Below are 23,532 nucleotides of genomic sequence, written 5' to 3'. Positions count from 1 at the left end.
AGCCGTTTCTTGAGCGCCGGAACGCTTCGGGGCGCCTGACTGCTGCGCCCCGCAACCAATGTAACGGCAGAGTTACGCGTTACACACGCGTCACACGACCATGCGCTGATAGCTTGGCCAGCACGTGCGGGCCGATCTGGTGCAGCGGCAGGACTTCATGCACGCCACCGTGGGCCACGGCTTCCTTGGGCATGCCGTAGACCACGCACGAGGCTTCGTCCTGGGCGACGTTATACGCCCCCGCGTTGCGCATTTCCAGCATGCCGACCGCGCCATCCTTACCCATACCTGTCAGGATCACGCCCAAGGCGTTGGCGCCGGCATTGCGCGCGGCGGAGCGGAACAGCACATCCACTGCCGGGCGATGGCGGTTGACCGGCGGACCCTGGTCCAACTCGGTGACGTAGTTGGCGCCGCTGCGGCCCAGTGACAGGTGCATGTCGCCCGGGGCGATGTAAGCGTGGCCGGGCAGCACACGCTCGCCGTGCACGGCTTCTTTCACGCGGATGCGGCACAGGCCATCGAGCCGCTTGGCGAACGACGTGGTGAACCCCGCCGGCATGTGTTGCACGATCAGGATGCCGGGGCAATCGGGCGGCATTTCCAGCAGGAAATCCTTGATGGCCTCGGTACCGCCGGTGGACGCGCCCACGATGATGAGCTTTTCCGTCGACGAGAAATGGGTACGGGCCGGGGCGGACGCCACCGGAGCGGCCGGTGCGTGCTCCGCGCGAACGTGTGCGCCGTGCGCCGAAGCCGCTGCCGGGGTCGGTGCCGCCGCGCGCGGGCGCAGGCGGGCACGGGCTGCCGCGCGGATCTTGTCGGCAATCTGGTCAGCGTATTCATTCATACCGTCGCGCATGCCCAGCTTGGGCTTGGCAACGAAATCCACCGCGCCAAGCTCCAGCGCGCGCAGCGTGGCTTCCGAGCCGCGCTCGGTCAGCGACGAGATCATGACCACCGGCGTCGGGCGCAGGCGCATGAGCTTTTCCAGGAAGTCGAGGCCGTCCATCTTCGGCATTTCGACGTCCAGCGTGAGCACGTCCGGGTTGGTCTGCTTGATGAGGTCGCGCGCGATGATCGGGTCGGGCGCCACACCCACCACTTCCATGTCGGGCTGGCTGTTGATGATCTCCTTCAGGATGCTGCGGATCAGTGCCGAATCGTCGATGCACAGCACCTGAATCTTGCGTTTGTCGTTCATATTTTCGGGGGGCAAGGTCAGGAATTACGTAAACAGTTGCAGGCGTGAAGTGGGCTTCGTCGCAATGGACTTCGACAGCTTGCTGGCGTATTGGGCTTCGCTGTCCAGCTCGGCGGCGGAGCTTTGCGAGCGCAGCTTGCGCACCATGATCTGGCCCGTAGAGGGCACGAAGTACACCTTGCGCGGATGCACGTCAAACAGGTCCTTGGCGGCCACCGCCAGCCCTTCGTTGCGCAGGAATTCGAGCACGAACTTGCCGTTGCGCTCGCCCACGTCCAGCGTGCTCATGCCGGCCAGCACGGCGGCGCCGCCAAACACCTTGATCTCCAGGTGCTCGCGGCGGGCACCGGCCTTGTAGAGCTGGTTGAGCAGCACTTCCATGGCATGCGTGCCGTAGCGCATGGAGGGCGAGAGAATCGATTCGCCCTCGTTGCGCGAGGGCAGCATGAAGTGGTTCATGCCGCCAATGCCGAGAATCTTGTCGCGCACGCAAGCCGACACGCACGAGCCGAGCACCGTCACCAGCATCAGGTCTTCGGTGGTGACGTAGTACTCGCCGGGCAGCACCTTCATGGCGCGGCGGCTGAAGGTGGTGTCGTAGTAGGCGTGGGTGCTGGCGGCGGACTGGGCAAGCGTCGCCATGGCGCCGACCGTCATGCCGCTGTCGCTGCGCACGGAGTCGGCGGCGGTGCGCAAGGTTGCATGTGCGGCCGCCTTCTTGCCGAGTTCGATCATTTCGCCCCCGTCATCTTCGCGCGCAGTTCAGGCGCGATTTCGTACACGGTCTTGCCGCGCAGCGACCATGCCTTGGTCACCTGCAGGAAGCTCTCGGAGTGGCCGGCAAACAGCAGGCCATCGGGCTTCATCACGTCGATGAAGTGCTCGAGGATCTTGGCCTGCGTCGGCTTATCGAAATAGATCATCACGTTGCGGCAGAAGATCACGTCAAACTTCTGTTGCAACGGCCAGTCGCGGTCGAGCAGGTTGATCTGGCGGAAGTCGATCATGGCCTGCAGCTCGGGCCGCACGCGTGCATAGCCCTCCTGCTTGCCGGTGCCGCGCAGGAAATACTTCTTGAGACGGTCGGTGGATAGCGCTGCCACGCGCTCCATCGGGTAGATGCCCGCGCGGGCACGCGCCAGCGCATTGGTATCCACGTCAGAGGCCACCACGCTCACCTGACCCGGGGACATCGTGCCGAACGTCTCGGCCAGGGTGATGGCGATCGAGTACGGCTCCTCACCCGTCGACGAGGCCGAGCACCACACGGTAAATGGCGCGCGCTTGGCCTTGGCGTGCTCGGCCAAGAGCGGAAAGTGATGCTGCTCGCGGAAGAACGCGGTCAGGTTGGTGGTGAGCGCGTTGGTAAAGGCTTCCCACTCATCGGGCAGGTGGCCGTGTTCAAGCGCGTCCAGGTACTCGCGGAACGAGCCGAGATTGACTATTCGCAGGCGACGAGCCAGGCGGCTGTACACCATCTCGCTCTTGCGGTCGGACAGCGAAATGCCGACGCGGCGATAGATCAGGTCGCGGATGCGGGCGAAATCCGCCGCGGTAAACGAAAACTCACGTGACGCGAGCGTCGGCGAAACTGGCGCCAAGGTTTGTGCCGTTTGTGCCATTAGATAACTACCCCGTAATTGCGCGAGTCTTGATGCCCGCTTTCAGTCGATTGGCGGGCACCGGACTTCTGGTGCCGCGCCACAGCTGTAGCTGGTGATGCTGGCCGGGCGCTGGCGTCAGAAGGTGCTCCATTCATCATCATCGGCAGAAGCGGCGGACAGCTTGAGGGCTGGCGCCGCAACGGCCGCCGAAACTGCGGCCGCCACCACAGGTGCAACCGATGAATGTGCTTCTTGATGCGCTTTTCCGCCTTGATCGGGCGCAACGACTGGCGTTTCGGCCGGGGCTTCCGCAACAGCCGGTGCAGGCTTCGCTGATTGCCCCGCTTTGCGCGAAGCAATCGCACGGGCCACCGAACGCACAACCCGCGTCTTGCCCTCGGGGTGAACCTCGCTGCGCACCGCCGGCTTGGCGGGCTCGGCCGGTAGATGCGGCATCACGGGTGCCGCCAGTTCAGCAGACTCGTCTGTACGGAACGCCGATACCGCGTTGCGCAATAGGTGCGCCTGCTCTTCCAGCGACAGCGCCGCCGCCGCGGCCTGCTCGACCAGCGCGGCGTTCTGTTGCGTCACTTCATCCATCTGATTGACGGCCTGGTTGACCTGCTCGATGCCGGAGCTTTGCTCATCCGATGCGGCGGAAATCTCGCCCATGATGTCCGTCACGCGCTTGACGGCCACCACCACCTCCTCGATCACCCCGCCCGCTTCCGTCACCAAGGCGGAGCCGTTGCGCACGCGACCAACGGAATCGCCAATCAGCTCCTTGATCTCTTTGGCTGCGGTGGCCGAGCGCTGCGCCAGGCTGCGCACTTCCCCCGCCACCACGGCAAAGCCGCGCCCCTGCTCGCCTGCCCGCGCCGCTTCCACGGCGGCATTCAGCGCCAGGATGTTGGTCTGGAAGGCGATGCCCTCGATCACGCCGATGATGTCCGCAATCTTCTTGCTGCTGGCGTTGATGCCCGACATCGTTTCGATGACGCGGCCCACCACCTCGCCGCCCTTGACGGCAATGTCCGATGCACTGCCGGCCAGTGCACTGGCCTGACGGGCGTTGTCGGCGTTCTGCTTCACGATGCTGGTCAGCTCTTCCATGCTGGAGGCGGTTTCCTCCAGCGAGCTGGCTTGTTCTTCCGTGCGCTGCGACAGATCGGCGTTGCCGGCAGCGATCTGCTTGGTCGCGCTGGCAATCGAATCCGCCGAGCTCTTGATGTTGCTGATGGTGCCGGTCAGTTGCTGCTGCATCTGCGACATGGCGAAGAGCATGCTGTCCCGATCGCCGGGGCGGGTCTGCACCTGCACAGCCAGATCACCCGCGGCAATGCGGCGGGCAACGTCGGCCGCATAGGACGGCTCACCGCCCAACTGGCGCGACAGCCGACGTGCAATGACGATGCCAAGCACAATGCCCAGCACTGCACCCACCGCCGCCATCACGATCATCAACAGGCGCGAGCGCTGCGCGTCTTCACGCGCGCGGGCGGTGGACGCTGCGGAGACGTCTTCCACGCGCTTGACCATCTTGTCGAGCGTTTTCTCAAAGGCCGCCGTGTCGTCCAGCAAGCCCACGTTTTCTGCCGTGACGCGGCTGTCGAACTGGGTCGGGTCCAGGCCCTGCCTGTCCATCAGCGCGACAAAGTCCGTCATGCGCTTGCTCCACACGGGGTAGATGGCATCCACCTCGCGGATCATCTTCTTGCCTTCGTCCGACACGAACTGCGGACGCACATTCTCCACGCCGTCTTTCAGGCGCTGCATGCTGGTGTTGATCTCGCCGCTCAATGCCTTGCGCTCATTGAGCGTGGTGGCAATCAGCAATGCCGTCTGCGCACGGCTGGCATGTGCGAGGCTGTTGGCAGCGCTGCCCATCTGGGTGATGGCGCGCATCTGCTTTTGCGCCAGCTCCTCACTGGCGCGGGTCAACTGCGTAATCGTATAAATGCCCAACCCGCCGATGGCCACGCCCATGGCGGCCACGATCAGGAATCCGCCGGTCAGTACCGTGGACACCGGCAAACGCTTGATCCAACCCATCTTGTCTACCCCTCTTTTTTGTATGCCCCTGTAACCGCTATCGGTTCTTAGGGGACGGCTCTTTAGAACCGCCTTGGGGTCATGCCACTTCAGAGGGGGATCGCCCCTTCCTTAGCAGGCCCTAGCCCAGGCAAAAAAAAACCTGCCCCGAAGGGCAGGCTGCACACCACAAACACACACGAGAGAGCTTTCGCGAGCAGCGAAGATCCCGTGCATACATGGTTAAAAGGTTTCCCAGTCGCTATCGTCGCCGCCGGCGGCAACGAGCTTGGGCGATTGCAACTTGGGCGCTTGCGCAGTTGGCTTGGCAACTGCGGGTCGCACGCGTTGTTGTTCAGTTGCGGCCGCTTCCGCAGCGGCCGGCTTGGGTTGTTCGTTGGTCGGCTGCACGGCTGCGAGCGTTTTGCGAGCTGGCACAACCTTGGTTGCCGCGCGGCGCGCAACCGGCTTCACCACTGCCGGCTTGACCATGCGAGGCGCGCTGGCAACAGGCTGGGCGGGTTCGATCTGCGTACCGGCATTCGTACGGAACACGGCCACCGCCTGACGCAATCCGTCGGCCTGCTCCTGCAGCGACATCGCCGCCGCAGCCGCCTGCTCCACCAGCGCCGCGTTCTGCTGCGTGCCCTCGTCCATCTGATTGACGGCCTGGTTGACCTGCTCGATGCCCGCGCTCTGTTCGTCCGACGCCGAGCTGATCTCGCCCATGATGTCGGTCACGCGCTTGACGGCCACAACAACTTCGTCGATCACGCTGCCCGCTTCGGCCACCAGCGTGGTGCCGTTTTCAACGCGGCCCACCGAATCGCCGATGAGTTCCTTGATCTCCTTGGCTGCCGTGGCCGAGCGTTGCGCCAGGCTGCGCACCTCGCCCGCCACCACCGCAAAGCCGCGGCCCTGCTCACCCGCGCGTGCTGCTTCCACAGCCGCATTCAGCGCGAGGATGTTGGTCTGGAAGGCAATGCCTTCAATCACGCCGATGATGTCGGCAATCTTCTTGCTGCTTTCATTGATGCCGGCCATGGTGTCCACCACCCGGCCCACTACCTCGCCGCCCTTCACGGCGATGTCCGACGCGTTGCCGGCCAGCGTGCTGGCCTGACGGGCGTTGTCGGCGTTCTGCTTCACGATGCTCGTGAGCTGCTCCATGCTCGACGCGGTCTGCTCCAGCGACGAGGCTTGCTGCTCGGTGCGCTGTGACAAGTCCACGTTGCCAGCGCTGATCTGCTGCGTGGCGCTGGCAATCGAATCAGAACCCGAGCGCACCTGCGCCACCATCTTCTGCAGGCTCTCCTGCATGCGCTGCAGGGCCATCAGCAGGCGGCCGGTTTCGTCCGCACGGTTCACCTGGATGCTGTGCGTGAGATCGCCCTGCGTGATGTGTTCTGCCTGCTCGATGGCGCGCGTCAGCGGCAGCGTGATCGAGCGGCGCAGCGCCCACGTCAGCAACCCACCCACCACAATGCCGCCCAGCAGCAGGCTGATCGTCAGCGCGCTCAGGCTGGCGTACTCACGCTGGCCGGCTTCGTACCCCGTCTTGGCAGACTCCAGCTGCATACGGTTGAGCGCTGCCACCTTGTCACCCAGCGGGCGATACAGGGCAGGCATCACATCCATCACGGTCTTGGTGACGGTCGTCTGGTCACCGGCCTGCACGGCGCGCATGAGCACCTCGGCGCCGTCGCGCACGAAGGTGTTGCGCAACCCATCGGCTTCGTCGGCCAGCGTGCGCTCCTCCGATGACGTCGGCAGCGCACGGTAGCGCTTCCAGGCCGCATCCGATTTGTCGAGGAACATCCTGGCGCGCTCGATCGTCTTGTCCATGCCGGGCGCACCAGGCGCCATGGCTGCGCGATCCAGCACGATGCGCAAGCTCAGCAGGTTGGAATCGGAATCAGCCAATGCCACCGCACCCGCCAGTTGCACGGCGTATGTGTCCTGCAGGCGCGTATTGGCGTGACGCATGCCAACAAGGCCCGTCACACCCACGATGACGGCGAGCACACCAATGCCCGCCATCATCAGCCCCAACCGGAGCCGGATGGTCATTTTGCTGAACATGGATTTCCCTCCCCTTTCAGCGCCGCACCTGTTATACGGCGGGCATTTGAGTGCCCGCCGCAAGGTGTCTTGTCGCCTGCCGGGCGCACTTGCGTGCCCCGGCCAAACGGATTCGCTGGACTTAGGCCGCTTCGGCCTCGTCGCACAGCGCCATGTCAGCCGACATCAGCAGACGCTCGATGTCCACCAGGATCAGCATGCGCTCGTCGATCGAGCCCAGGCCACGGATATATTCCGTGTCCAGCGCGCCAGAGAACTCCGGCGCCGGCTTGATCTGCTGGCTTTGCAGCGTCAGCACGTCCGACACGCCATCCACCACGATGCCGACCACGCGGTCTTTCAGGTTCAGGATGATGACCACGGTGTACTGGTTGTACTCCACGCGGTCGAGCTGGAACTTGATGCGCAGATCAACGATCGGCACGATGATGCCGCGCAGGTTGATCACACCTTTGATGAAGTCGGGTGCGTTGGCAATGCGCGTGACGGTCTCGTAGCCACGGATCTCCTGCACTTTCAGGATATCGATGCCGTACTCTTCGCGACCGAGCGTGAAGGCCAGGTACTCCTCCCCGCCGGTTTCCTCACCGATCGCATGTTCCTTGACTTCCATTGCGGCTCCCCTCGGCCCCGTCGGGCCACTAGATTGAATTCGTTGTCTGGCGACTGATCCCACACAGCACGGCGTGGCGCTTATGCGGCGGCCATCGCTTCGGTCGAGAACCGGCCACCCTGTGCCTGTGCCATTTCTTGCTTCTCGGCAGTAACGGCACGCATGGCGTTTTCTGAATGGCCGGCGCGGGTCTCGCGCATCAGCGCCGACACGTCGACGATCAGCGCCACGCTGCCATCACCCAGGATGGTCGCGCCCGAAATGCCCGGCACCCGGCGGTAGTTGGTCTCTAGGTTCTTGACCACCACCTGCTGCTGGCCGACCAGCTCATCAATCTGCAGGGCGATCTTCTTGCCTTCCGAATCCAGGATGACCACGATACCTTCCGACGGATCGGGCAGTGACGGCGTAATGCGGAAGCGCTCGTACATCGGCACCAGCGTCAGGTATTCGTTGCGCACCTTGAGCAGGCGTCCGCCGCCCGGCACGGCCTTGATGTCTTCCGGACGCGGCTGCAGCGATTCGGCCACGCACGACAGCGGCAGAATGAACACTTCGTCGCCGGTCTTGACCGACATGCCGTCCAGAATGGCCAGCGTGAGCGGCAGCACGATACGGATGGTCGTGCCCTTGCCCTTCTGCGACTGGATCTCGACGTAGCCCCCCATCGACTGGATGTTCTGCTTGACCACGTCCATGCCCACGCCACGGCCGGACACGTCCGTCACCTGGTCGGCGGTGGAGAAGCCCGGTGCGAAGATGAGCTGGTTGATCTCGTCGTCGGTCATGTTGTCCGACACCGGCAGGCCGCGCTCGCGGGCCTTCTTCAGAATCTTGTCGCGGTTCAGGCCCTGACCGTCATCGCTCACTTCGATGACGATGTTGCCGCCCTGGTGGGCAGCGGAGAGCAGCAGCTGGCCGGTGGCATCCTTGCCGGCAGCCACGCGGGCCTCGGGCAGTTCAATGCCGTGATCCAGGCTGTTGCGCACCAGGTGCGTGAGCGGATCGATGATGCGTTCGATCAGGCCCTTGTCCAGCTCGGTCGATTTGCCGAACGTCGACAGTTCGACCTGCTTGCCCAGCTTGTGCGCCAGGTCGCGCACCAGACGCGGGAAGCGGTTGAACACGTAGTCCATCGGCATCATGCGGATGGACATGGCGGCTTCCTGCAGGTCGCGCGCGTTGCGCGTGAGCTGCGACAGGCCGGAGAACAGGCGCTCGTTCAACACCGGGTCGAACGACGACGCGGTCTGTGCCAGCATCGCCTGCGTAATGACGAGTTCGCCCACCAGGTTGATGAGCTGGTCGACCTTTTCCACGCCCACGCGAATCGACGTTTCCGCGGCAACAGCCGGCTTCTCTGAAGCGGCCGGGCGAGCCGGCATCGGTGCCGCTGCAACGGCAGCGGCCGGCGGGGCGGCGACTTCATTCGCGGCCGGTGCGTGCGCTTCGGTCTGCGCAGCAGCGGGCGTCGGGGCGGCAACCTGGGCTTCCACCACCGCTGCAGCGGCTGCAGCAGGCGCCGCACCACCCACGTGCGGTGTGATGACGATCTGGTCAGCGTCGATGATGAAGCAGCTCACCGCGATGATGTCGTCGGCGGTGCAGCTGCTTTGCAGAACGATGTCGCTGTTGCGGCCGGTGCGCGCGTGGCTGACCAGCGTGCCCAGATGCTTGAGTTCGGTGACGATCAGCTCGCAGTCTTCGTTGGAGACGTCGATGAGCTTGATGTCGAGGCCGCCGTCAATCGCCACCGCCGGCGCCGCGGCCGGTGCCTCCACCACGGCGGGCGCCGCCGCAACGGGCTCGACAGCCACCGGGGCCGGCGCGGCTACAGGGGCTGCCGGTGCAGGCTGCACCGCTGCGGCGCCATCCTCGGCAGCCAGGCTGTTGAGCTTGGCCACCATGTATTCGAGCGTGGCCGTATCGATGGGGTGCTCTTGCCGGTAGGCATCAAGTTGGCTTTTCAACACGTCTTTCGTTTCCAGGAAGGCATCCACCATGTTCTCGCGCAGCTGCAGGGTGCCGGTGCGGGCGCGGTCCAGAATCGATTCCGCCACATGCGTGAGTTCCGTCATGTGCGTGAAACCGAAGGTTGCGGCACCGCCCTTGATGGAGTGCGCGCAACGGAAGATGGCGTTCAGATCATCAGAAGAAGGGTTGGCGACATCGAGATTGAGCAGCAGCCGCTCCATGTCGACGAGCAGCTCCTCCGCCTCTTCAAAGAAGGCGCCGAAAAACTGGCTAAGGTCGAGGTTCATATCTGTCGTCTCGGTCGTTTAATGCGTCGATGCAGACCCGTGGGTCTGCGCATGCCATTCAAACAGCTGCATCACCGAATCCGTCAGACCATCCGGGTCGAACGGCTTGGGCAGGAAACCCGTCGCGCCGGCGGCACGCGCCTGCTCGCGGATCGTGCCGTCTGCCTCGGTGGTCAGCATCAGGATCGGCGTGTCGGCATAGGCCGACAGCGATCGCAGCGCGCGGATCAGGGTGAGGCCGTCCATTGCAGGCATCACCTGGTCGGTAATCACGAGGTCGTGCTTGCCGTCGGCCTGCTTGCGCACGGCTTCCAGCGCGGCGGCGCCGTCAGTGGCTTCCGTCACGGCAAAGCCGCACTCGCGCAGGCATGCGGCGATCATGCGGCGGATCGAGGTGGAATCGTCCACCACCAGGATGTGTTTCTCGCTCATTGGCTACGTTCTCCCCCTGGGCGCTTATTGCTTATGGCTTGGCCGGAGCAGCGGCATCGGCACCAGCCGCGGCCACTCCTGTTGCTCGTGCGGCTGCATCGGGCAGCGTGTCTTTACCGTCATTGCGCAGGTCGGCCACCGGCTCGACCCCACCCGAACGGACGGCCTCAGCGGCCCGTGCGTTGAGCACGACGATGCTGATGCGACGGTTGATCGGGTTGTAGACGTTGGTCTTATCCAGCGGCACCGATGCCTCCAGACCCACCACGCGGCTCACCTTCTCGGGCTTCATGCCGCCCGCAATCAACTCGCGGCGCGATGCGTTGGCGCGATCGGCGGAGAGCTCCCAGTTGCTGTAGCCGTGTTGCGTGGCGTATTGCGTGGCGTCGGTGTGGCCCGACAGGCTGATCGGGTTGGGCACATCATTGAGTGCCGAGCCCAGCTCGCGCAGGATGGTGCGCATGTACGGCTGCACCTCGGCGCTGGCGTTGGCAAACATCGGGCGGTTCTGCTGGTCGACGATCTGGATGCGCAGCCCTTCGCTGGTCATGTCGATCAGCAACTGGTGCTTGAACTGGCTCATCACCGGGTTGGTCTCGACCATTTCGGCAATCTTCTGCTTGAGCTTGTTCAGCGCGGCGTCGTCGGACTCATCGCGGATATTGCGCTGGCGCTGCACCGTGGGGCTGGGGCTCGGGTTCGGCTGCGGCACGTTCTGCTTGAGCGACGGGCTGCCTTGCAGAATGCTCGACTGGTCGCCCGAACCGGCGCCACCAAACAGCGCCACCTTCAGCGGCGTACGGAAATACGTTTCGACGGACGACAGCTCGGCCTTGGTGACCGAGCTGAGCAGCCACATCAGCAGGAAGAACGCCATCATGGCCGTCACGAAGTCGGCGTAGGCGATCTTCCACGCGCCACCGTGGTGGCCGTGCGCAGCCTTCTTGTTGCGCCGGATGACAATGAAGGTCGGTGTGCTGGACTTGCTCATGGTCCGTTCCCGTCGGTCAGTACTGCGTCGTTAATGGCGCGGCTCGTTGGCCGCACTCTTGAAATCGGGGTTCATCGCTAGGCCGTCTTGGCGCCGCGCACGTGATCTTCCAGCTCGGCAAACGAGGGGCGCTCGGTCGAGAACAGCACCTTGCGGCCAAACTCCACGGCAATCGCCGGGGCGTAGCCGTTCATGCTGGCCAGCAGCGTCACCTTGATGCACTGGAACAACTTGGTCGATTCTTCGGCGCGCTGCTCCAGCAACGAGCCCAGCGGCCCGATAAAGCCATACGCCAGCAAGATGCCGAGGAACGTGCCGACCAGCGCGGAGGCGATCAGCTTGCCCAGCTCTGCCGGCGGCAGGCCGACCGAGCCCATGGTGTGCACCACGCCCATCACGGCGGCCACGATGCCGAAAGCCGGCATGGCGTCGCCCACCTTGGTGATGATGCGGGCCGGTTGCTCGGCTTCGTGGTGGTGGGTGTCGATTTCCTGATCCATCAGCGCTTCGATCTGGAACGGATTCAGGTTGCCGCCCACCATGAGGCGCAGGTAATCGCAGATGAAATCCAGCGCGTGGTGGTCAGCCTGGATGGTGGGGTAGTTGGCAAACAGCGCGCTCTCGTGCGGGGCTTCGATGTCGGCTTCGATCGACATCATCCCTTCACGACGGATCTTGGACAGCACCACATACAGCAGCGCCATCACTTCCATATAGAGCGCCTTGGTGTACTTGGAGCCCTTGAACAGGCCCGGAATGGCCTTGACCGTGGCGTTGATGGCCTTCTTGTCGTTGCCGACCACAAAGGCGCCAATGCCGGCACCGAAGATGATCAGCAGCTCAGTCGGCTGGAACAGGGGCCCGAGGTGACCTCCGGCCAGCATGTAGCCGCCGAACACCGAGGCGAGAATCACGATGTAACCGATGGCGACTAACACTGGGCGAACTCCTGAATTGGCGATCCTGCGATCAATACAAGGGGGATTAACGGCATCGCCCCGGTTTACTGAAGGCTTGGCACCGGGTTTTGCTGCAAGGGTTGGCGCTTAAGGACCACTGAAAATCGTTGTGCTGCGCCCTTCTTCACCAAGAACGGCATCAAAACGGGCGGCTTGAGCGCCACGCCGCTCCGGAAAGACCCGAAAAGCGAGGCAAATCAAGCCGAATGAAAGAAAAAAGGGACGGAAATTGCTTTCCGTCCCTCCCTTCACGCGCGGCGGCAAAAAAAATGCCGGTCCGCAGCTTCCTGCGACGACCGGCCTACCCCCTTCCCCTTTTGTGCTGTCTGAGCCCCTGTGCTGTTCCTGCTCTGTGTTCTGTGCTGTCTTGTTATGTGCCGAACTTGCCGGCTATTGTTGTTATATTCCCGTATTTCCCGTCATTCCCCGGCGTTCGTTCCCGACCGTCCCGTGTTCCCGGTGGTACTGCTCAGGCGTCGATCGTCTTGTCTGCGACCGCATCGACCTGGCCAGCGACGCGCTTTTTCTTGCCTGCGCGTGAGGGTGGCTGGCATACGCCGCACACGAAACCATGGTGCAGGTCTTCTGCGTGGGCCACGAAATGGCCGGTGCAGCGCGTGCACTTCACGGTGTGCAGCATCTTCCCCTCGAAGAATTTCAGCATCATCCACGCGCGGGTGATGGAAAGCACTTCTTCCTGCTCGTGAACGTGAATGTGTTCCTGGTACAGCTTGTAGGCCGAGATCAGACGGCGCACACCCGTGCTGCGGCTGTTCTCACCCAGAAAACGGTAGATGTTCAGGAAGATCGACGAGTGGATGTTCGGCGACCACGTCAGGAACCAGTCTGCCGAGAAGGGCAGCATGCCCTTGGGCGGCGATTCCCCGCGAATTTCCTTGTACAGCTTGACCAGACGCTCACGGCTGAGCGTGGTTTCTTGTTCCAGCAATTGCAGACGCGCACCGAGCGAAATCAATTCCGCTGCGAGGTGGATCTGCTGAACTTCGTTCATCACGCTGGTATGACGCATGGCACTGCTCCCGCTTTGCTTCTGCTACCCATCCGAATCACGCTAAACCCGACGGAAAACCCGCCGCAAAAGGCTTAGCTGATCTGCTCAACCGCCTGACGCGCCAGCAGAATCGACATTTGCGATTGCTGCAGGCCCTTGTCACGGTGCGGCTGGGTCACCAGACCCAGGATGGCGTGATCGTCGAAGCGGAAGCGGCACAGCATCATGTTCGTGCTGGCCAGCTTGACGATCTGCGCGGGCGACATCGTCTGCAGGATGTCAGCCAGTTCTTCAGAGATGCCGAGGCGAAAGAGTGCGGCATCGCGATCCTTGGCCAGCATCTGCTGGGCAAGCATCAGATAGGTGAGATTCAGCTCGCTGATCTCGGAAACGATATCTTGCGTGTCCATGTATGTCCCGTCGTGTGCAGTAAAAGTACAACCTGCATCCGATCCCGCATGGTGCTGCCCGGTGGCGCAATTTGAATCTCGCGCTTTCCCTCGCCGGGCGGTCACCAATCCCCACAGATCGGATGTTCTTGGCAGTCGGTACCGTTACCGGCACTTCCTGCCTCCTTCTTACTCACGTCGCTAAGACATGGCGAAGTTGTTTTCTGTTGAACACATTGTGGTTTGACGACCGGGGTAAGTAAAGAAGGGGGGACCCCTACCTTGGAGGGGTGAGGTAAGCCGTTTTCTTGTAGGCCATCTTCCTACAAAACTGTTAATAAATGTTGTAAACACGGCCCTTGCCGACGCAGCGAGCCTGGGTAGACCGTGCGCTAAAGCGGTCGTTTGACACGGTTTTACCCTAATGTTTGCCTGAAAATAGCAATATTATTGCCTAAAGAAGACCGGAATCGACAAAGAAGGCGTCGCACTTCTGCGACTGTGAGCATCGGATGCCGGGTTAACGGTTTGTAGGACACTTCTTACCCCGTCCTACAGGTCGTGTAGGACAGCTCCGACCGCTTTCTTGCTGGTTTTGTAGGAACACTCCTACAGCCGAATGACGGTTTTGTAGGACACCTCCTACCCAGATGTATCTCTATAAAATACACGTCTTATATAAAGATACACAACTGACCGCTTCGACAAGCTTGTCAGGGCCAGGAAGGAAGGCAGCAGCACTTGTCCTACAAGGCCGCGCAGGAAAGTGCAGCATGGTCGACCGCACGCGAGAGAAACGTCGGAATTTTTGCGATTGCGCGCGGGCACTGTTGTAGGACAGCGCCCGCGCGTGCAGGTGTGCTCAGGGGTGTTGGGGCGGGGTCCAACGGGCCAGCAATACAGTGCCCGTGGCAGATTCGGTGATGACGAGAGATTGCCCGTCGGGTGTCAGTGCGACATTGGTGGTGGTCCGCCCGCGGCACGACGCGATGCGCGCCAGCGGTTCGCCATGCGCGGAGAGCGCAAAGACCGCGCCCAGCGAGGCATGAGCTACAAACAGGTTGCCGGCGGCGTCCATCGCCATGCCGTCCGGGCCGCTGGTGCCGTAGAACTGCGCGAAGCGGCCCACCTTGCTGGTACTGCCGTCAGCCAGCAATGGTAAGCGCCAGACGGCGTTGTCGCGTGTCATGGCCACAAACAGCGCGGATTCATCGGGGGTGAGTACCAGCCCGTTCGGGCTTGGGCCGTTCGACAACAGGCAATCAAGCCGGCCATCCGGGCGCAGGCGGTACACGCGGCCGGTCGGGTCGTGCAGGCCGGTCTGGCCTTGATCGGTGAAATAGACATCGCCGTTGCGGGCGACGACCAGATCGTTCGGACCCTTGAAGCGTTCGCTGTTGCGGCGGGTAAGGAAGGGGCTGACCACGCCCGTCGCCGGGTCGAGCGACAGCACTCCATTCTTATAGTCAGCAATCAGCAACGTGCCGTCGTGACGCAGGGCGAGGCCGTTCGGTTCGCCGTCGTATTCGGCAACGACGCTCCAATCGCCCTGCGGCGAGACCCGCAGGATGCGCCCGTGGGGAATGTCGACCAGCCAGAGATTGCCTTGCGCATCCCAGCACGGACCTTCCAGAAAACAATCGACCGGCGCCCCGCCCTTGTTGGCGCGCGACCATTCGGTCGGCACGGGGCGGCGCAGCTCTGCCGGCATCTCGGCAAAGACCGTGGTCTCGACTGTCGTCCAATTGAAGTACGTCATGGCGCGGGCACCGGGTCAGCGTCAGATTCGGCCAGATGGCGCGTGGCAGCGCCGGTATAGCGGTACGGCAGCTGGCGCGGCATCGGACCCTTGTTGCGCTCGCCGCGACTGCTCTGCTCCCACGCATGCGCCAGAATGCCGACCGCGCGCGACAGGCAGAACACCCCGCGCGCCAGCGGTGCGGCAAACCCCAGCTCCGCGTAGATGACGGCAGTGGCGCCGTCGATGTTCATCGGGATCGGCTTGCCCTTGCGCGCGGAGAGCAGCGCCTCGATAGCGCGGCCGATGGCGGCGTAGTGACCGCCTACCTCCCCGTCCTGCGCGGCCTCGTCCACCAGTGAGAGCAAGCGCCCTGCGCGCGGGTCCACCGGATGGAAGCGGTGCCCGAAGCCCGGCAGGTACTTGCCATGTGCGGCGATGAAAGCGTCGACACCCGCTGCTGTGGCCGCCTCCAGCGATGCGCCATCAAACATGCGCGCCTCGATGTGATGGAACAGCTCGACCGCCTGCTGCCCAGCCCCACCATGCACGTCGTCCAGCGCATTCAGTGCAGACGCCATTGCGCCGTTGAGCGGCAGGCCGCAGCTCGTCGCCATCTTGGCAATCGCAATGGACGGCGCATGCGGGCCGTGGTCGACCGAGGCCACCAGCGCCGCCTCCAGCAACGCCGCCTGGCGCTTGGTCGGCAGCTCACCGCGCAGCATCAGCCAGATCATTTCTGCAAAGCCGATGTGGCCGATCAGCTCCTGGATCGGGTAGCCGCGCACGTGGATGCGGCCGGGTTCGATGTCGATGATGTCGGTGCGCCAGTAGTCGGCGGCGAGACCGGCGGCGTCTTGGACAGGCGTTGTGGTCATGGTCAGATGGCGCCTTCAGCGCGCAGCACTTCGATTTGGTCAGTCTGGTAGCCGAGCTTGGCGAGCCAGTCGTCGGTGTGGGCGGACAGCGCCGGGGCGGGCGTCTGCGGGCACGGGTCTTCGCCCGACAGGCGGAAGCCTGCACGCGTGACGTGCTGCCCGGCCTCCGGGAACGAGGTGACAAAGCCGCGGCCCGTCACCTGCTCGTGCGCGAGCACGCCGGGCACGTCGAGCACCAGCCCCGCGGGAACGCCGGCGTCGATCAGCAGCGGTTCCCATTCGGCAGCGGGGCGCGCGGCCAGCGCGGCTTCCAGCGCGTCGTTGAGCGCCTGGCGGTGTTCCTTGCGTGCGTGGCGCTCGGCAAAGCGCGCGTCGGTGACCAAGTTGGGCTGTCCAATCACGCGGCACAGCGCGGCAAACTGCTTGTCTTCGTTGGCGGCAATGTTGATGAGCCCATCGCCCGTGCGGAACGTGCCCGACGGTGCGGCGGTGAAGTTCTGGTTCCCCATCGGGCGCGGAGTCACGCCGGCATTCAGGTAATTGGAAACGACCCAGCCCATGGTGGCGAGCGTCGATTCCAGCATCGACACATCCACCATCTGCCCCACGCCCGTGCGTTGCGCGCCGAGCAGGCATGCAGTGACGGCCAACGCCGCCGTGATGCCGCCCACCGTGTCACTGATCGGATAGCCGACACGCAATGGTGCCGATGCGTCGTCGCCCGTGACGCTCATCACGCCGGAAATGCCCTGGATGATCTGGTCATATGCCGGGCGATGCGCTAGCGGACCATCCTTGCCGAAGCCGGAGATGGCGCAATAGACGAGGCGCGGGTTGACCTCGCGCAGTACGTCGTAACCGAGTTCCAGGCGGTCCATCACGCCGGGGCGGTAGTTTTCGATGAGCGCATCGGCCTGCGCCACCAGCTTGAGCAAAATCGCCCGCCCTTCCGGGTGCTTCAGGTTGACGGTGACGGACTGCTTGCCCGCATTGACGGCGACGAACGAGGCGCCCATCTTGCGGCGCGCCTGTTCCGGATCGGCACCCAGGCGGCGGGCAAGATCGCCATTGCCAGGCACCTCGACCTTGATCACTTCAGCGCCGAGCAAGCCCAATTGATAGCCGCAGAACGGCCCGGCCAGCACGTTCGACAAGTCGAGCACGCGCAAACCCGCGAGAGGCAAAGCCATGGAAACAACTCCTACAACTACAGCGGCTCCGCCCCTCGCCGTCTGGGGCGTATTGGCGGAGCCTAGGGTTTAGAGATCAGTTGGGCGGCGTGGCGCAACGGCGCGGGGTCGCCACCCAGCGTGGAAGTGATTTGCGCCGCGTGCTCCAGCACCGGCACGCGCCACGATTGCAACAGCGCCCCGTCGATGCGCGAAGCCGGGCCGGCGAGGCACAGCGCCCCGCGCAGCGCCTGCTGCGCACCGAACACCGGCACCGACAGGCCGACCGTTTCCCGGTCGCGCTCGCCAACCGACACGTAGTAGTGGTCGCGCCGGATCGCGTCATACGTAGGGCCCTGCACGCCCGAGAACGCGCACAACACGCGCCCGCCCGAGCCGCGCTCCAGCGGCAGCACGTCGCCCTCGCGCACGTGGTCACGAATCGAGTGGCTCGAATCCACGCGGTGCAGGCAGACACGCACATCGCGCTCGCGGATGTAGAACGACACCGCCTCGCCCGTGGCCTCGGCCAACGCGCGCATGTGCGGCAGCACCACGTCGCCCAGGCGCATGCTGCGCTGGTAGAGCGCGCCCAACATCAACGGCGCAGCGCCGATCTGGTAGCGGCCGTCCTCCAGCCGATACAGCATGCGGTGCTGAATGAGCGAGCCGGCCAGCCGCAGGATCGTGCTCTTGTAGAGCCCGGTGCGCGCGGCCAGCTCGGCCAGCGTGAGTGCGTAGTCGCCGGGGCGGAACGCAAACAGGATCGCGAACGCACGGTCCAGCGCGGCCACACCCGATTGCCCTGGCGTAGCGGCCTCGCCTTCATTGGCGGCCGGCGTGGTCTCGTTCTGCGTGGTTTGGCGCTCTGCGGTCATGGCGTGCTGGATGAGACGGTTCACTGGACCGTCTTCAAGGCTTGGTCGACGAAGCGGTTAGTGTACGTTTTCGTCAGATCGATCTTGGCGTTGCGGATCTTTTCGTCGTAACTGGAGAGCACCGTCAGGGCCACCTTGGCATCCGCCTCCGTCATCAAACCGTCCTTGGAGAAGATCGGCTTGGAGTGGCGCAGCGCGTCGACAAACACGTCACGGCCACCCACCTGCTGCTCCTTGGGCATCTTGTCGGCAATGGCCTCGGGCGTGCTGGCATCGATCCACTTGAGCGTGCGGATGAAGGCGTTCACCAGGCGCTGCACGGTCTCGGGGTTCTTGGTCATGAAGTCGCGCGTGACGTACAGCGTGGCGGTCGGGTAGCGGCCACCGAACACGGCGTTGGAGCCCGCATCGGTACGCGTATCGACGAGGAACTTGGCGGCCCGGCGCTTCTCCAGCAGGCTCGCCACAGGGTCAAAGTTGACCAGCGCGTCGATCTCCTTGCGATCGAGCGCCACCATGCCCGGCGCACCCGACCCTACGGCGATGTACGACACGTCATTCACCTGCAGGCCGCTCTTGATGGCGTAGTAGCGCGCGAACAAGTCCGTAGACGAACCCGGTGCGGTGATGCCGATCTTCTTGCCCTTCAAGTCCTTGCCACTCTTGATGTCGAGATCGGGCCGCACCGCCAGCACGATGCCCGGCGTGGTGTTGAGCAACGCCACCGAGACGATGTCCTTGCCCTGCGCCTGAATGTGGATGGTGTGGTCATAGAAGCCCACCACCGCATCGGTCGAACCGGCAATCAGCGCCTGCAGCGCCTTGCTACCGCCGGCCTGGAAGTTCTCCACCTTGACGTTCAGCCCTTCCTTCTGGAAGTTGCCCAGCGACTGCGTGAGCGGCACCGGCATGTAGTTCAGGATCATCGAGCCGACCGACAGGCTCACGTCCTTCTTTTCCGGCTCGGCTGCGTTGGCGCCCGCCATCGTGCAGACGGCTGCGCACAGCAGGGTCGAAATCCATCGTTTCATGGTTGTCTCCGTAGATGTTGTATTGGGTCAGGCGCCGGTTTCCGGGTCCGCCTTCGGGCGCCACACCAGCAACTTGCCTTCGAGTGCATCCACGCTGCGGTCCAGCACGATCACGAAAGCGGACAGCACGACGATCCCCGAGAACACGCCGGTGGCATCGAACACACCCTCGGCCTGCGCAATCAGGTGACCCAGGCCGGCGGACGAGCCCAGGTACTCGGCCACGATCGCGCCCATCACCGCCATGCCGACGGAGGCGCGCAGGCTGGAGAGAATCCAGCTCGTGGCGGACGGCACATACACATGGCGCAACAGGCTCATGCGGCTGGCCTTGAGCAGGCGCGCGTTGGCCAGGATGACCGGGTTCACCTCACGCACGCCCTGATAGGTATTGAAGAACGTGATGAACAGCACCATCGTCGCGCCCAGCGCCACCTTGGAGGTGAGCCCCAACCCGAACCACATCACGAAGATGGGCGCGAGCAGAATCCGCGGGATCGCGTTGACGATCTTGATGAACGGATCGAGCACCTCGGCCGCCAGCTTGGACAAACCCAGCCACAGCCCCAGGCTGATCCCCATTAACGTGCCGATGCCGAACGAGAGGATCGTCTCGGCCAGCGTGATGGCCAGATGCGTGTAGATGTCGCCGCCGGTGAACCACTCCCAGACGCGCGCGACGATGGACGACGGCATCGAGAAATAGAACGGGTCGATCACGCCCGCGCGGCCGAAGCCCTCCCAAGAGCCGAACAGCACCACCACCACGGCGAGTTGGAACAGGCGGATCTTGGTCTTGTGCGCGAGACCGGCGCGCGGCGTGCTCATGGCAGGCGCGACGTTAGTGCTGGACGGCATGGCTCTTCTCCACTTCGGTGCCGAGGATCGACCAGATCTCGCGATACAGGCGGATGAACGCGTCAGACATGTTGATTTCAGACACGTTGCGCGGACGCGGCAGCGTGATTTCCACATCGCCGACCGGGCGGCTGGCGGGCCCGGCGGACATGACGACCACGCGATCGGCCAGGGCAATCGCCTCTTCCAGGTCATGCGTGATGAACAGCAGCGATTTGCGGTCTTCCTGCCACAGGCGCAGCAGTTCGCTCTGCATGAGGTGGCGCGTGTGGACGTCCAGCGCGGAGAACGGCTCGTCCATCAGCACGATCTTGGGCGAGAGGATCAGCGTCTGCGCCATGCTGATGCGCTTCTTCTGGCCGCCCGACAGTTGGTGCGGATAGCGAGCCTCAAAGCCCGCCAGGCCGACCTTCTTCATCCATGGGCGGGCGCGTTCACGCGCCTCGTCCACCGACATGCCCTGGAACACCAGGCCCAGCGCGACGTTGTCGAGCGCCGTCTTCCAAGGCAGCAGCGAGTCCTGCTGCATCATGAAACCGGCATTGCCGTTCAGGCCCGTCAGCGGCTCGCCAAACACGGTAACGGTGCCGCCAGCCGGCTTGAGCAGCCCGGTCACAGCGTTGAGCAGCGTGCTCTTACCGCAACCGGTGGGGCCGACCACCGCCACAAACTCCCCCTCGCCGATCGATAGATCCACGCCCTGCACGGCCGTGAAGCTGCCGAACCGTACCGATACCTGATTGAGCTGAACCGCTGGCAAGCCGGCGTGCAGCCGACCGCTGGCGGCCTGAGAAGAGGAAAGCATTGGCGTCTCCTTGAGCGCGCCGATTATCGCGCGTTCTGTTTGATGGAATGTAGTTCTATTTTATAAGATCAAATCCAACCCAATAAGGCACGTAAACCCGTAAACACGGCCAAATCACTCAAATCATCCACACTGCCTGGCGAAAAGCCTGCCTATCTATGTTCTTTTTGAGAGAACATAGTTCTGCCCAACAGAATCCAAGAAGACACCGCTGTCAACGTGAAAAATTTGCAAGCCAACCCTAAAGTTTTCCGCTCGCCTCCCGTTCAAGGGCGTACTGACCAGCGAGATGGCGATGCAACTTTCTTCCTCCCCCGTTTCCAGCACTGCGGGCACCGGCGTCTCCGGCGGCGGGAGCTCGGCCACAGAAATCGAACGCCTGCAGCGCCAGCTCAAAAACCTGCAGAAGTCGATGGCGGATCTGCCCAACCAGGGGCTGCCTGCCGAGCAAGCCAAGGAGCAGGCTCAACTTCTGAGCCAGCAGATCCAGATCGTGCAGGCGCAGATCGCGCGCCTGCAGGCCCAGAAGGGTCTGGAGCAGGCCGAAACCCAACTCGAAAGCCGCCGCGGCGAATCGAGCGCCAGCAAGACCGAGGTCGCGGCCAAGGCGCGGACGACTGACAAGATCACTGGCTCGTCGTCATTGACCGATACCCGGCTGCAAGCGCAGAAAGCCGCCCAGGCAACCCATCCGGCCAGCGCCGAAGCCATCAAACCGGCAGAGCCGCCCCTGGTTTCAGTCAGGGCCTGACGGCAGCACCTCGGCGGCGGCCCTGTTTTGAAGGCGCTCCCGCCGATCTCCACTTCGCGCATCAGCCACACCCTCCCAATGAGGGGAGGCCGGCGCGCATCGGCAACAGCGACAATCGCCGCGCTGCCGCGATAGGTGCGGTATCGAGAACCCGCATGACCGCCGCCAGCGACGCCCTTCCCCCCGCTCACCCGACAGATCCGAACGCGCCTGCCGACCCGCAACCGGTGGGCGTGCCGTCCCGCAACTTCTTCGCCCGCCACTGGCGTGGTGACTACAGCCTCGTCCGCTCGTACTGGCTGCACACCGCGCTGATGCAATTCGGTGTGATGGCGCTGAGTGCCGGTGTCACACACGCCCTGGCACACAACGCGCCGGCACGCGCGGCCTCGTCGGCGCTGCTGGTGATCTACGTGCTGGGTGTGATGCTGTGGATCTGGGCGGTGGTCGGCACATGGCGTTCGGCCGACCGCGAACAGGCGCGCAACCGGCAAGCCGGGATGACTAGCCTGTGGCCACTCGTTGCCAAACTGATGATTGCGCTGGGTGCCATCGGCACAAGCTCGCGCGTGATCAATGACCTGCCGCGCCTGCAGGCACACCTGCGCACGGCGCTTGGCGAGCAGGCTGCGTCGCCCTTTACCGTGGTGCCGCAACGTGACGGCCGCGCGGTGCTCTTCACCGGCGGGATGAACGACGGCGCAGCCGATGCGCTGGAAGCTGCGCTGCGTGGCGCGCCCAACGCCACTGCGGTCGTGCTGCACTCCGAGGGCGGCTGGCTGCGTGAAGGTGCACTGGTGGCCGATGTCATCCGCCGCCACCATCTGCGCACCTATGTGGAACGCGCCTGCGCCTCGGCCTGCACGATCGCCTTCCTGGCGGGCGAAGACCGTGCTGCTGCACCCAACGCGCGCATCGGCTTCCACCGCCCGCGCGCCGTCGGCGCCAGTCACGACCAGACGCCCGGCGCCACCGACAGCGAGCTGTGGCGAGCCTACATGGCGGCCGGCCTGCCCGACGCGTTCATTCGCCGCGTGCAGGACACGCCGTTTGACCAGATGTGGTTCCCCAGCGCACAGGAGCTGCTGGACAACCACGTTGTCACGCGCGTCTCACGGGGCGGGGAATACGCAACCATGGCCACGCGGTTCACCACGCGCGATGCGTTGGCCGCCGAGCTGCGCAGCGTCGCGCTTTATGCCGCACTGGAGCGCAAATATCCGGCGCACTTCAGCCGCCTGCTCGACACCGTGTGGCAAGCCCTGAAGCGCAATGCCGACGACGCCGAGGTCATGGCACTGCTGCATACCCAGTCGGCCAAGCTGTATCGCGCACTCATCCCCACCGCACCAGACGTGCTGCTGTTTGCCAACGCGCAGTTGACCATTGACGAGGCCCAGGCACTGCAACGCCTGAGCCCCGAAGCCTGTGTCGCGTACCTGGATGGCACGGCCGATGCCGGCGCCGCGGCCGCACGCTTGCCGCGTGCATTGATCGCGCGTGAGCAAACCCTGTTCTCCGATCTGGTACAGGCGGCAGACCCGGAGCATGTGCCCGTCGTCACCCGTGCGCAGGCCCTGCCCGCGCTGCAACTGGCCGTCGCGGCCCTGCCACTGCAGGAGCAGCGTGTGCTGACCTTGCCCGCGCTGCGGCACACAACGCCGCCCGCCGAGCGTTGCCAGGCACTGATCGCGTTCGCGCATTCCATCCTGGCGCTGCCGGAGGCCGAGCGTGCGCTGGCACTGCGCGGCATGTACGCACGCACGTCTGCACCGGACTTGTAACGCTCCCCGCCTCTCGGAAAACCGCGATCCGGATCACCTGCCGCCTGTGCGTGGGGCGGTGC

General features: G+C 64.0%; 21 protein-coding genes. 2 read left to right on the top strand and 19 right to left on the bottom strand.

Annotated elements, in window-relative coordinates:
* Positions 1–79 precede the first annotated feature (79 nt).
* The 19 genes from V6657_RS22255 to V6657_RS22165 all read right to left on the bottom strand — a co-directional run bounded on the left by V6657_RS22255 (position 80) and on the right by V6657_RS22165 (position 20,935).
* Positions 80–1,204, bottom strand: a complete 1,125-nt coding sequence (locus V6657_RS22255) for a chemotaxis response regulator protein-glutamate methylesterase (protein ID WP_048933594.1) — start codon at positions 1,202–1,204, stop codon at positions 80–82.
* Between the two features lie 24 nt (positions 1,205–1,228).
* Positions 1,229–1,846, bottom strand: coding sequence for a chemoreceptor glutamine deamidase CheD (gene cheD / locus V6657_RS22250; protein ID WP_039598565.1), 618 nt, complete (start codon positions 1,844–1,846; stop codon positions 1,229–1,231).
* Between the two features lie 89 nt (positions 1,847–1,935).
* A complete protein-coding gene (locus V6657_RS22245) occupies positions 1,936–2,826 on the bottom strand; it encodes a CheR family methyltransferase (RefSeq protein ID WP_048933595.1) in 891 nt (296 codons plus the stop codon).
* Between the two features lie 117 nt (positions 2,827–2,943).
* Positions 2,944–4,860, bottom strand: a complete 1,917-nt coding sequence (locus tag V6657_RS22240; RefSeq protein WP_048933596.1) for a methyl-accepting chemotaxis protein — start codon at positions 4,858–4,860, stop codon at positions 2,944–2,946.
* Between the two features lie 222 nt (positions 4,861–5,082).
* Positions 5,083–6,921 carry a methyl-accepting chemotaxis protein gene (locus tag V6657_RS22235; RefSeq protein ID WP_048933597.1) on the bottom strand — a complete coding sequence of 613 codons (1,839 nt, stop codon included), beginning with the start codon at positions 6,919–6,921 and terminating at the stop codon, positions 5,083–5,085.
* Between the two features lie 121 nt (positions 6,922–7,042).
* Entirely contained in the window at positions 7,043–7,534 is a 492-nt protein-coding gene (locus V6657_RS22230) for a chemotaxis protein CheW (protein WP_048933598.1), read from the bottom strand.
* Between the two features lie 80 nt (positions 7,535–7,614).
* On the bottom strand, positions 7,615–9,795 hold the full coding sequence (cheA, locus tag V6657_RS22225) for a chemotaxis protein CheA (protein WP_048933599.1): 2,181 nt from the start codon (positions 9,793–9,795) through the stop codon (positions 7,615–7,617).
* A gap of 18 nt (positions 9,796–9,813) precedes the next feature.
* The gene (locus V6657_RS22220) at positions 9,814–10,227 is read right to left on the bottom strand and encodes a response regulator (RefSeq protein ID WP_048933600.1); all 414 of its coding nucleotides are present in this window, start codon (positions 10,225–10,227) and stop codon (positions 9,814–9,816) included.
* Positions 10,228–10,258: 31 nt separating this feature from the next.
* Positions 10,259–11,218 carry a flagellar motor protein MotB gene (motB, locus tag V6657_RS22215; RefSeq protein ID WP_048933601.1) on the bottom strand — a complete coding sequence of 320 codons (960 nt, stop codon included), beginning with the start codon at positions 11,216–11,218 and terminating at the stop codon, positions 10,259–10,261.
* Between the two features lie 77 nt (positions 11,219–11,295).
* Complete coding sequence (gene motA, locus V6657_RS22210) at positions 11,296–12,156, bottom strand: flagellar motor stator protein MotA (RefSeq protein WP_048933602.1); 861 nt, start codon at positions 12,154–12,156, stop codon at positions 11,296–11,298.
* A gap of 490 nt (positions 12,157–12,646) precedes the next feature.
* Entirely contained in the window at positions 12,647–13,207 is a 561-nt protein-coding gene (gene flhC, locus V6657_RS22205; RefSeq protein WP_021192848.1) for a flagellar transcriptional regulator FlhC, read from the bottom strand.
* Positions 13,208–13,281: 74 nt separating this feature from the next.
* The gene (flhD, locus tag V6657_RS22200) at positions 13,282–13,599 is read right to left on the bottom strand and encodes a flagellar transcriptional regulator FlhD (protein ID WP_048933603.1); all 318 of its coding nucleotides are present in this window, start codon (positions 13,597–13,599) and stop codon (positions 13,282–13,284) included.
* Between the two features lie 841 nt (positions 13,600–14,440).
* Entirely contained in the window at positions 14,441–15,337 is an 897-nt protein-coding gene (locus V6657_RS22195) for an SMP-30/gluconolactonase/LRE family protein (protein WP_048933604.1), read from the bottom strand.
* Entirely contained in the window at positions 15,334–16,194 is an 861-nt protein-coding gene (locus V6657_RS22190; RefSeq protein ID WP_048933605.1) for a citryl-CoA lyase, read from the bottom strand. The genes V6657_RS22195 and V6657_RS22190 overlap by 4 nt, the downstream gene beginning before the upstream one ends.
* A 2-nt stretch (positions 16,195–16,196) precedes the next feature.
* Positions 16,197–17,384 (bottom strand): CoA transferase, encoded by a 1,188-nt coding sequence (locus V6657_RS22185; protein WP_048933606.1) that lies wholly within the window; start codon positions 17,382–17,384, stop codon positions 16,197–16,199.
* Positions 17,385–17,446: 62 nt separating this feature from the next.
* Positions 17,447–18,241, bottom strand: coding sequence for an IclR family transcriptional regulator (locus tag V6657_RS22180; RefSeq protein WP_048933843.1), 795 nt, complete (start codon positions 18,239–18,241; stop codon positions 17,447–17,449).
* A gap of 20 nt (positions 18,242–18,261) precedes the next feature.
* A complete protein-coding gene (locus V6657_RS22175) occupies positions 18,262–19,272 on the bottom strand; it encodes an ABC transporter substrate-binding protein (protein ID WP_048933607.1) in 1,011 nt (336 codons plus the stop codon).
* Between the two features lie 27 nt (positions 19,273–19,299).
* A complete protein-coding gene (locus V6657_RS22170) occupies positions 19,300–20,130 on the bottom strand; it encodes an ABC transporter permease (RefSeq protein WP_082170180.1) in 831 nt (276 codons plus the stop codon).
* Positions 20,114–20,935, bottom strand: coding sequence for an ABC transporter ATP-binding protein (locus tag V6657_RS22165; RefSeq protein ID WP_048933608.1), 822 nt, complete (start codon positions 20,933–20,935; stop codon positions 20,114–20,116). Before V6657_RS22165 ends, V6657_RS22170 begins: the two co-directional genes overlap by 17 nt.
* Positions 20,936–21,224: 289 nt before the next feature.
* On the opposite strand from V6657_RS22165, the gene V6657_RS22160 reads away from it, so the two are divergent.
* Positions 21,225–21,686 (top strand): FlxA-like family protein, encoded by a 462-nt coding sequence (locus V6657_RS22160; RefSeq protein ID WP_248694628.1) that lies wholly within the window; start codon positions 21,225–21,227, stop codon positions 21,684–21,686.
* A gap of 155 nt (positions 21,687–21,841) precedes the next feature.
* On the top strand, positions 21,842–23,470 hold the full coding sequence (locus V6657_RS22155; RefSeq protein ID WP_048933609.1) for a membrane protein: 1,629 nt from the start codon (positions 21,842–21,844) through the stop codon (positions 23,468–23,470).
* Positions 23,471–23,532 lie beyond the last annotated feature (62 nt).

The sequence above is a fragment of the Ralstonia sp. RRA genome, assembly GCF_037023145.1.
Taxonomy (GTDB): domain Bacteria; phylum Pseudomonadota; class Gammaproteobacteria; order Burkholderiales; family Burkholderiaceae; genus Ralstonia.
This window is presented reverse-complemented; position numbering and strand designations above follow the sequence as displayed.

Excerpts from the sequence above, each read along its gene's own strand:
- V6657_RS22255 (WP_048933594.1), bottom strand. The coding sequence starts at position 1,204 with ATGAACGACAAACGCAAGATTCAGGTGCTGTGCATCGACGATTCGGCA.
- cheD (WP_039598565.1), bottom strand. The coding sequence starts at position 1,846 with ATGGCGACGCTTGCCCAGTCCGCCGCCAGCACCCACGCCTACTACGAC.
- V6657_RS22245 (WP_048933595.1), bottom strand. The coding sequence starts at position 2,826 with ATGGCACAAACGGCACAAACCTTGGCGCCAGTTTCGCCGACGCTCGCG.
- V6657_RS22240 (WP_048933596.1), bottom strand. The coding sequence starts at position 4,860 with ATGGGTTGGATCAAGCGTTTGCCGGTGTCCACGGTACTGACCGGCGGA.
- V6657_RS22235 (WP_048933597.1), bottom strand. The coding sequence starts at position 6,921 with ATGTTCAGCAAAATGACCATCCGGCTCCGGTTGGGGCTGATGATGGCG.
- V6657_RS22230 (WP_048933598.1), bottom strand. The coding sequence starts at position 7,534 with ATGGAAGTCAAGGAACATGCGATCGGTGAGGAAACCGGCGGGGAGGAG.
- cheA (WP_048933599.1), bottom strand. The coding sequence starts at position 9,795 with ATGAACCTCGACCTTAGCCAGTTTTTCGGCGCCTTCTTTGAAGAGGCG.
- V6657_RS22220 (WP_048933600.1), bottom strand. The coding sequence starts at position 10,227 with ATGAGCGAGAAACACATCCTGGTGGTGGACGATTCCACCTCGATCCGC.
- motB (WP_048933601.1), bottom strand. The coding sequence starts at position 11,218 with ATGAGCAAGTCCAGCACACCGACCTTCATTGTCATCCGGCGCAACAAG.
- flhC (WP_021192848.1), bottom strand. The coding sequence starts at position 13,207 with ATGCGTCATACCAGCGTGATGAACGAAGTTCAGCAGATCCACCTCGCA.
- flhD (WP_048933603.1), bottom strand. The coding sequence starts at position 13,599 with ATGGACACGCAAGATATCGTTTCCGAGATCAGCGAGCTGAATCTCACC.
- V6657_RS22195 (WP_048933604.1), bottom strand. The coding sequence starts at position 15,337 with ATGACGTACTTCAATTGGACGACAGTCGAGACCACGGTCTTTGCCGAG.
- V6657_RS22190 (WP_048933605.1), bottom strand. The coding sequence starts at position 16,194 with ATGACCACAACGCCTGTCCAAGACGCCGCCGGTCTCGCCGCCGACTAC.
- V6657_RS22185 (WP_048933606.1), bottom strand. The coding sequence starts at position 17,384 with ATGGCTTTGCCTCTCGCGGGTTTGCGCGTGCTCGACTTGTCGAACGTG.
- V6657_RS22180 (WP_048933843.1), bottom strand. The coding sequence starts at position 18,241 with ATGACCGCAGAGCGCCAAACCACGCAGAACGAGACCACGCCGGCCGCC.
- V6657_RS22175 (WP_048933607.1), bottom strand. The coding sequence starts at position 19,272 with ATGAAACGATGGATTTCGACCCTGCTGTGCGCAGCCGTCTGCACGATG.
- V6657_RS22170 (WP_082170180.1), bottom strand. The coding sequence starts at position 20,130 with ATGCCGTCCAGCACTAACGTCGCGCCTGCCATGAGCACGCCGCGCGCC.
- V6657_RS22165 (WP_048933608.1), bottom strand. The coding sequence starts at position 20,935 with ATGCTTTCCTCTTCTCAGGCCGCCAGCGGTCGGCTGCACGCCGGCTTG.
- V6657_RS22160 (WP_248694628.1), top strand. The coding sequence starts at position 21,225 with ATGGCGATGCAACTTTCTTCCTCCCCCGTTTCCAGCACTGCGGGCACC.
- V6657_RS22155 (WP_048933609.1), top strand. The coding sequence starts at position 21,842 with ATGACCGCCGCCAGCGACGCCCTTCCCCCCGCTCACCCGACAGATCCG.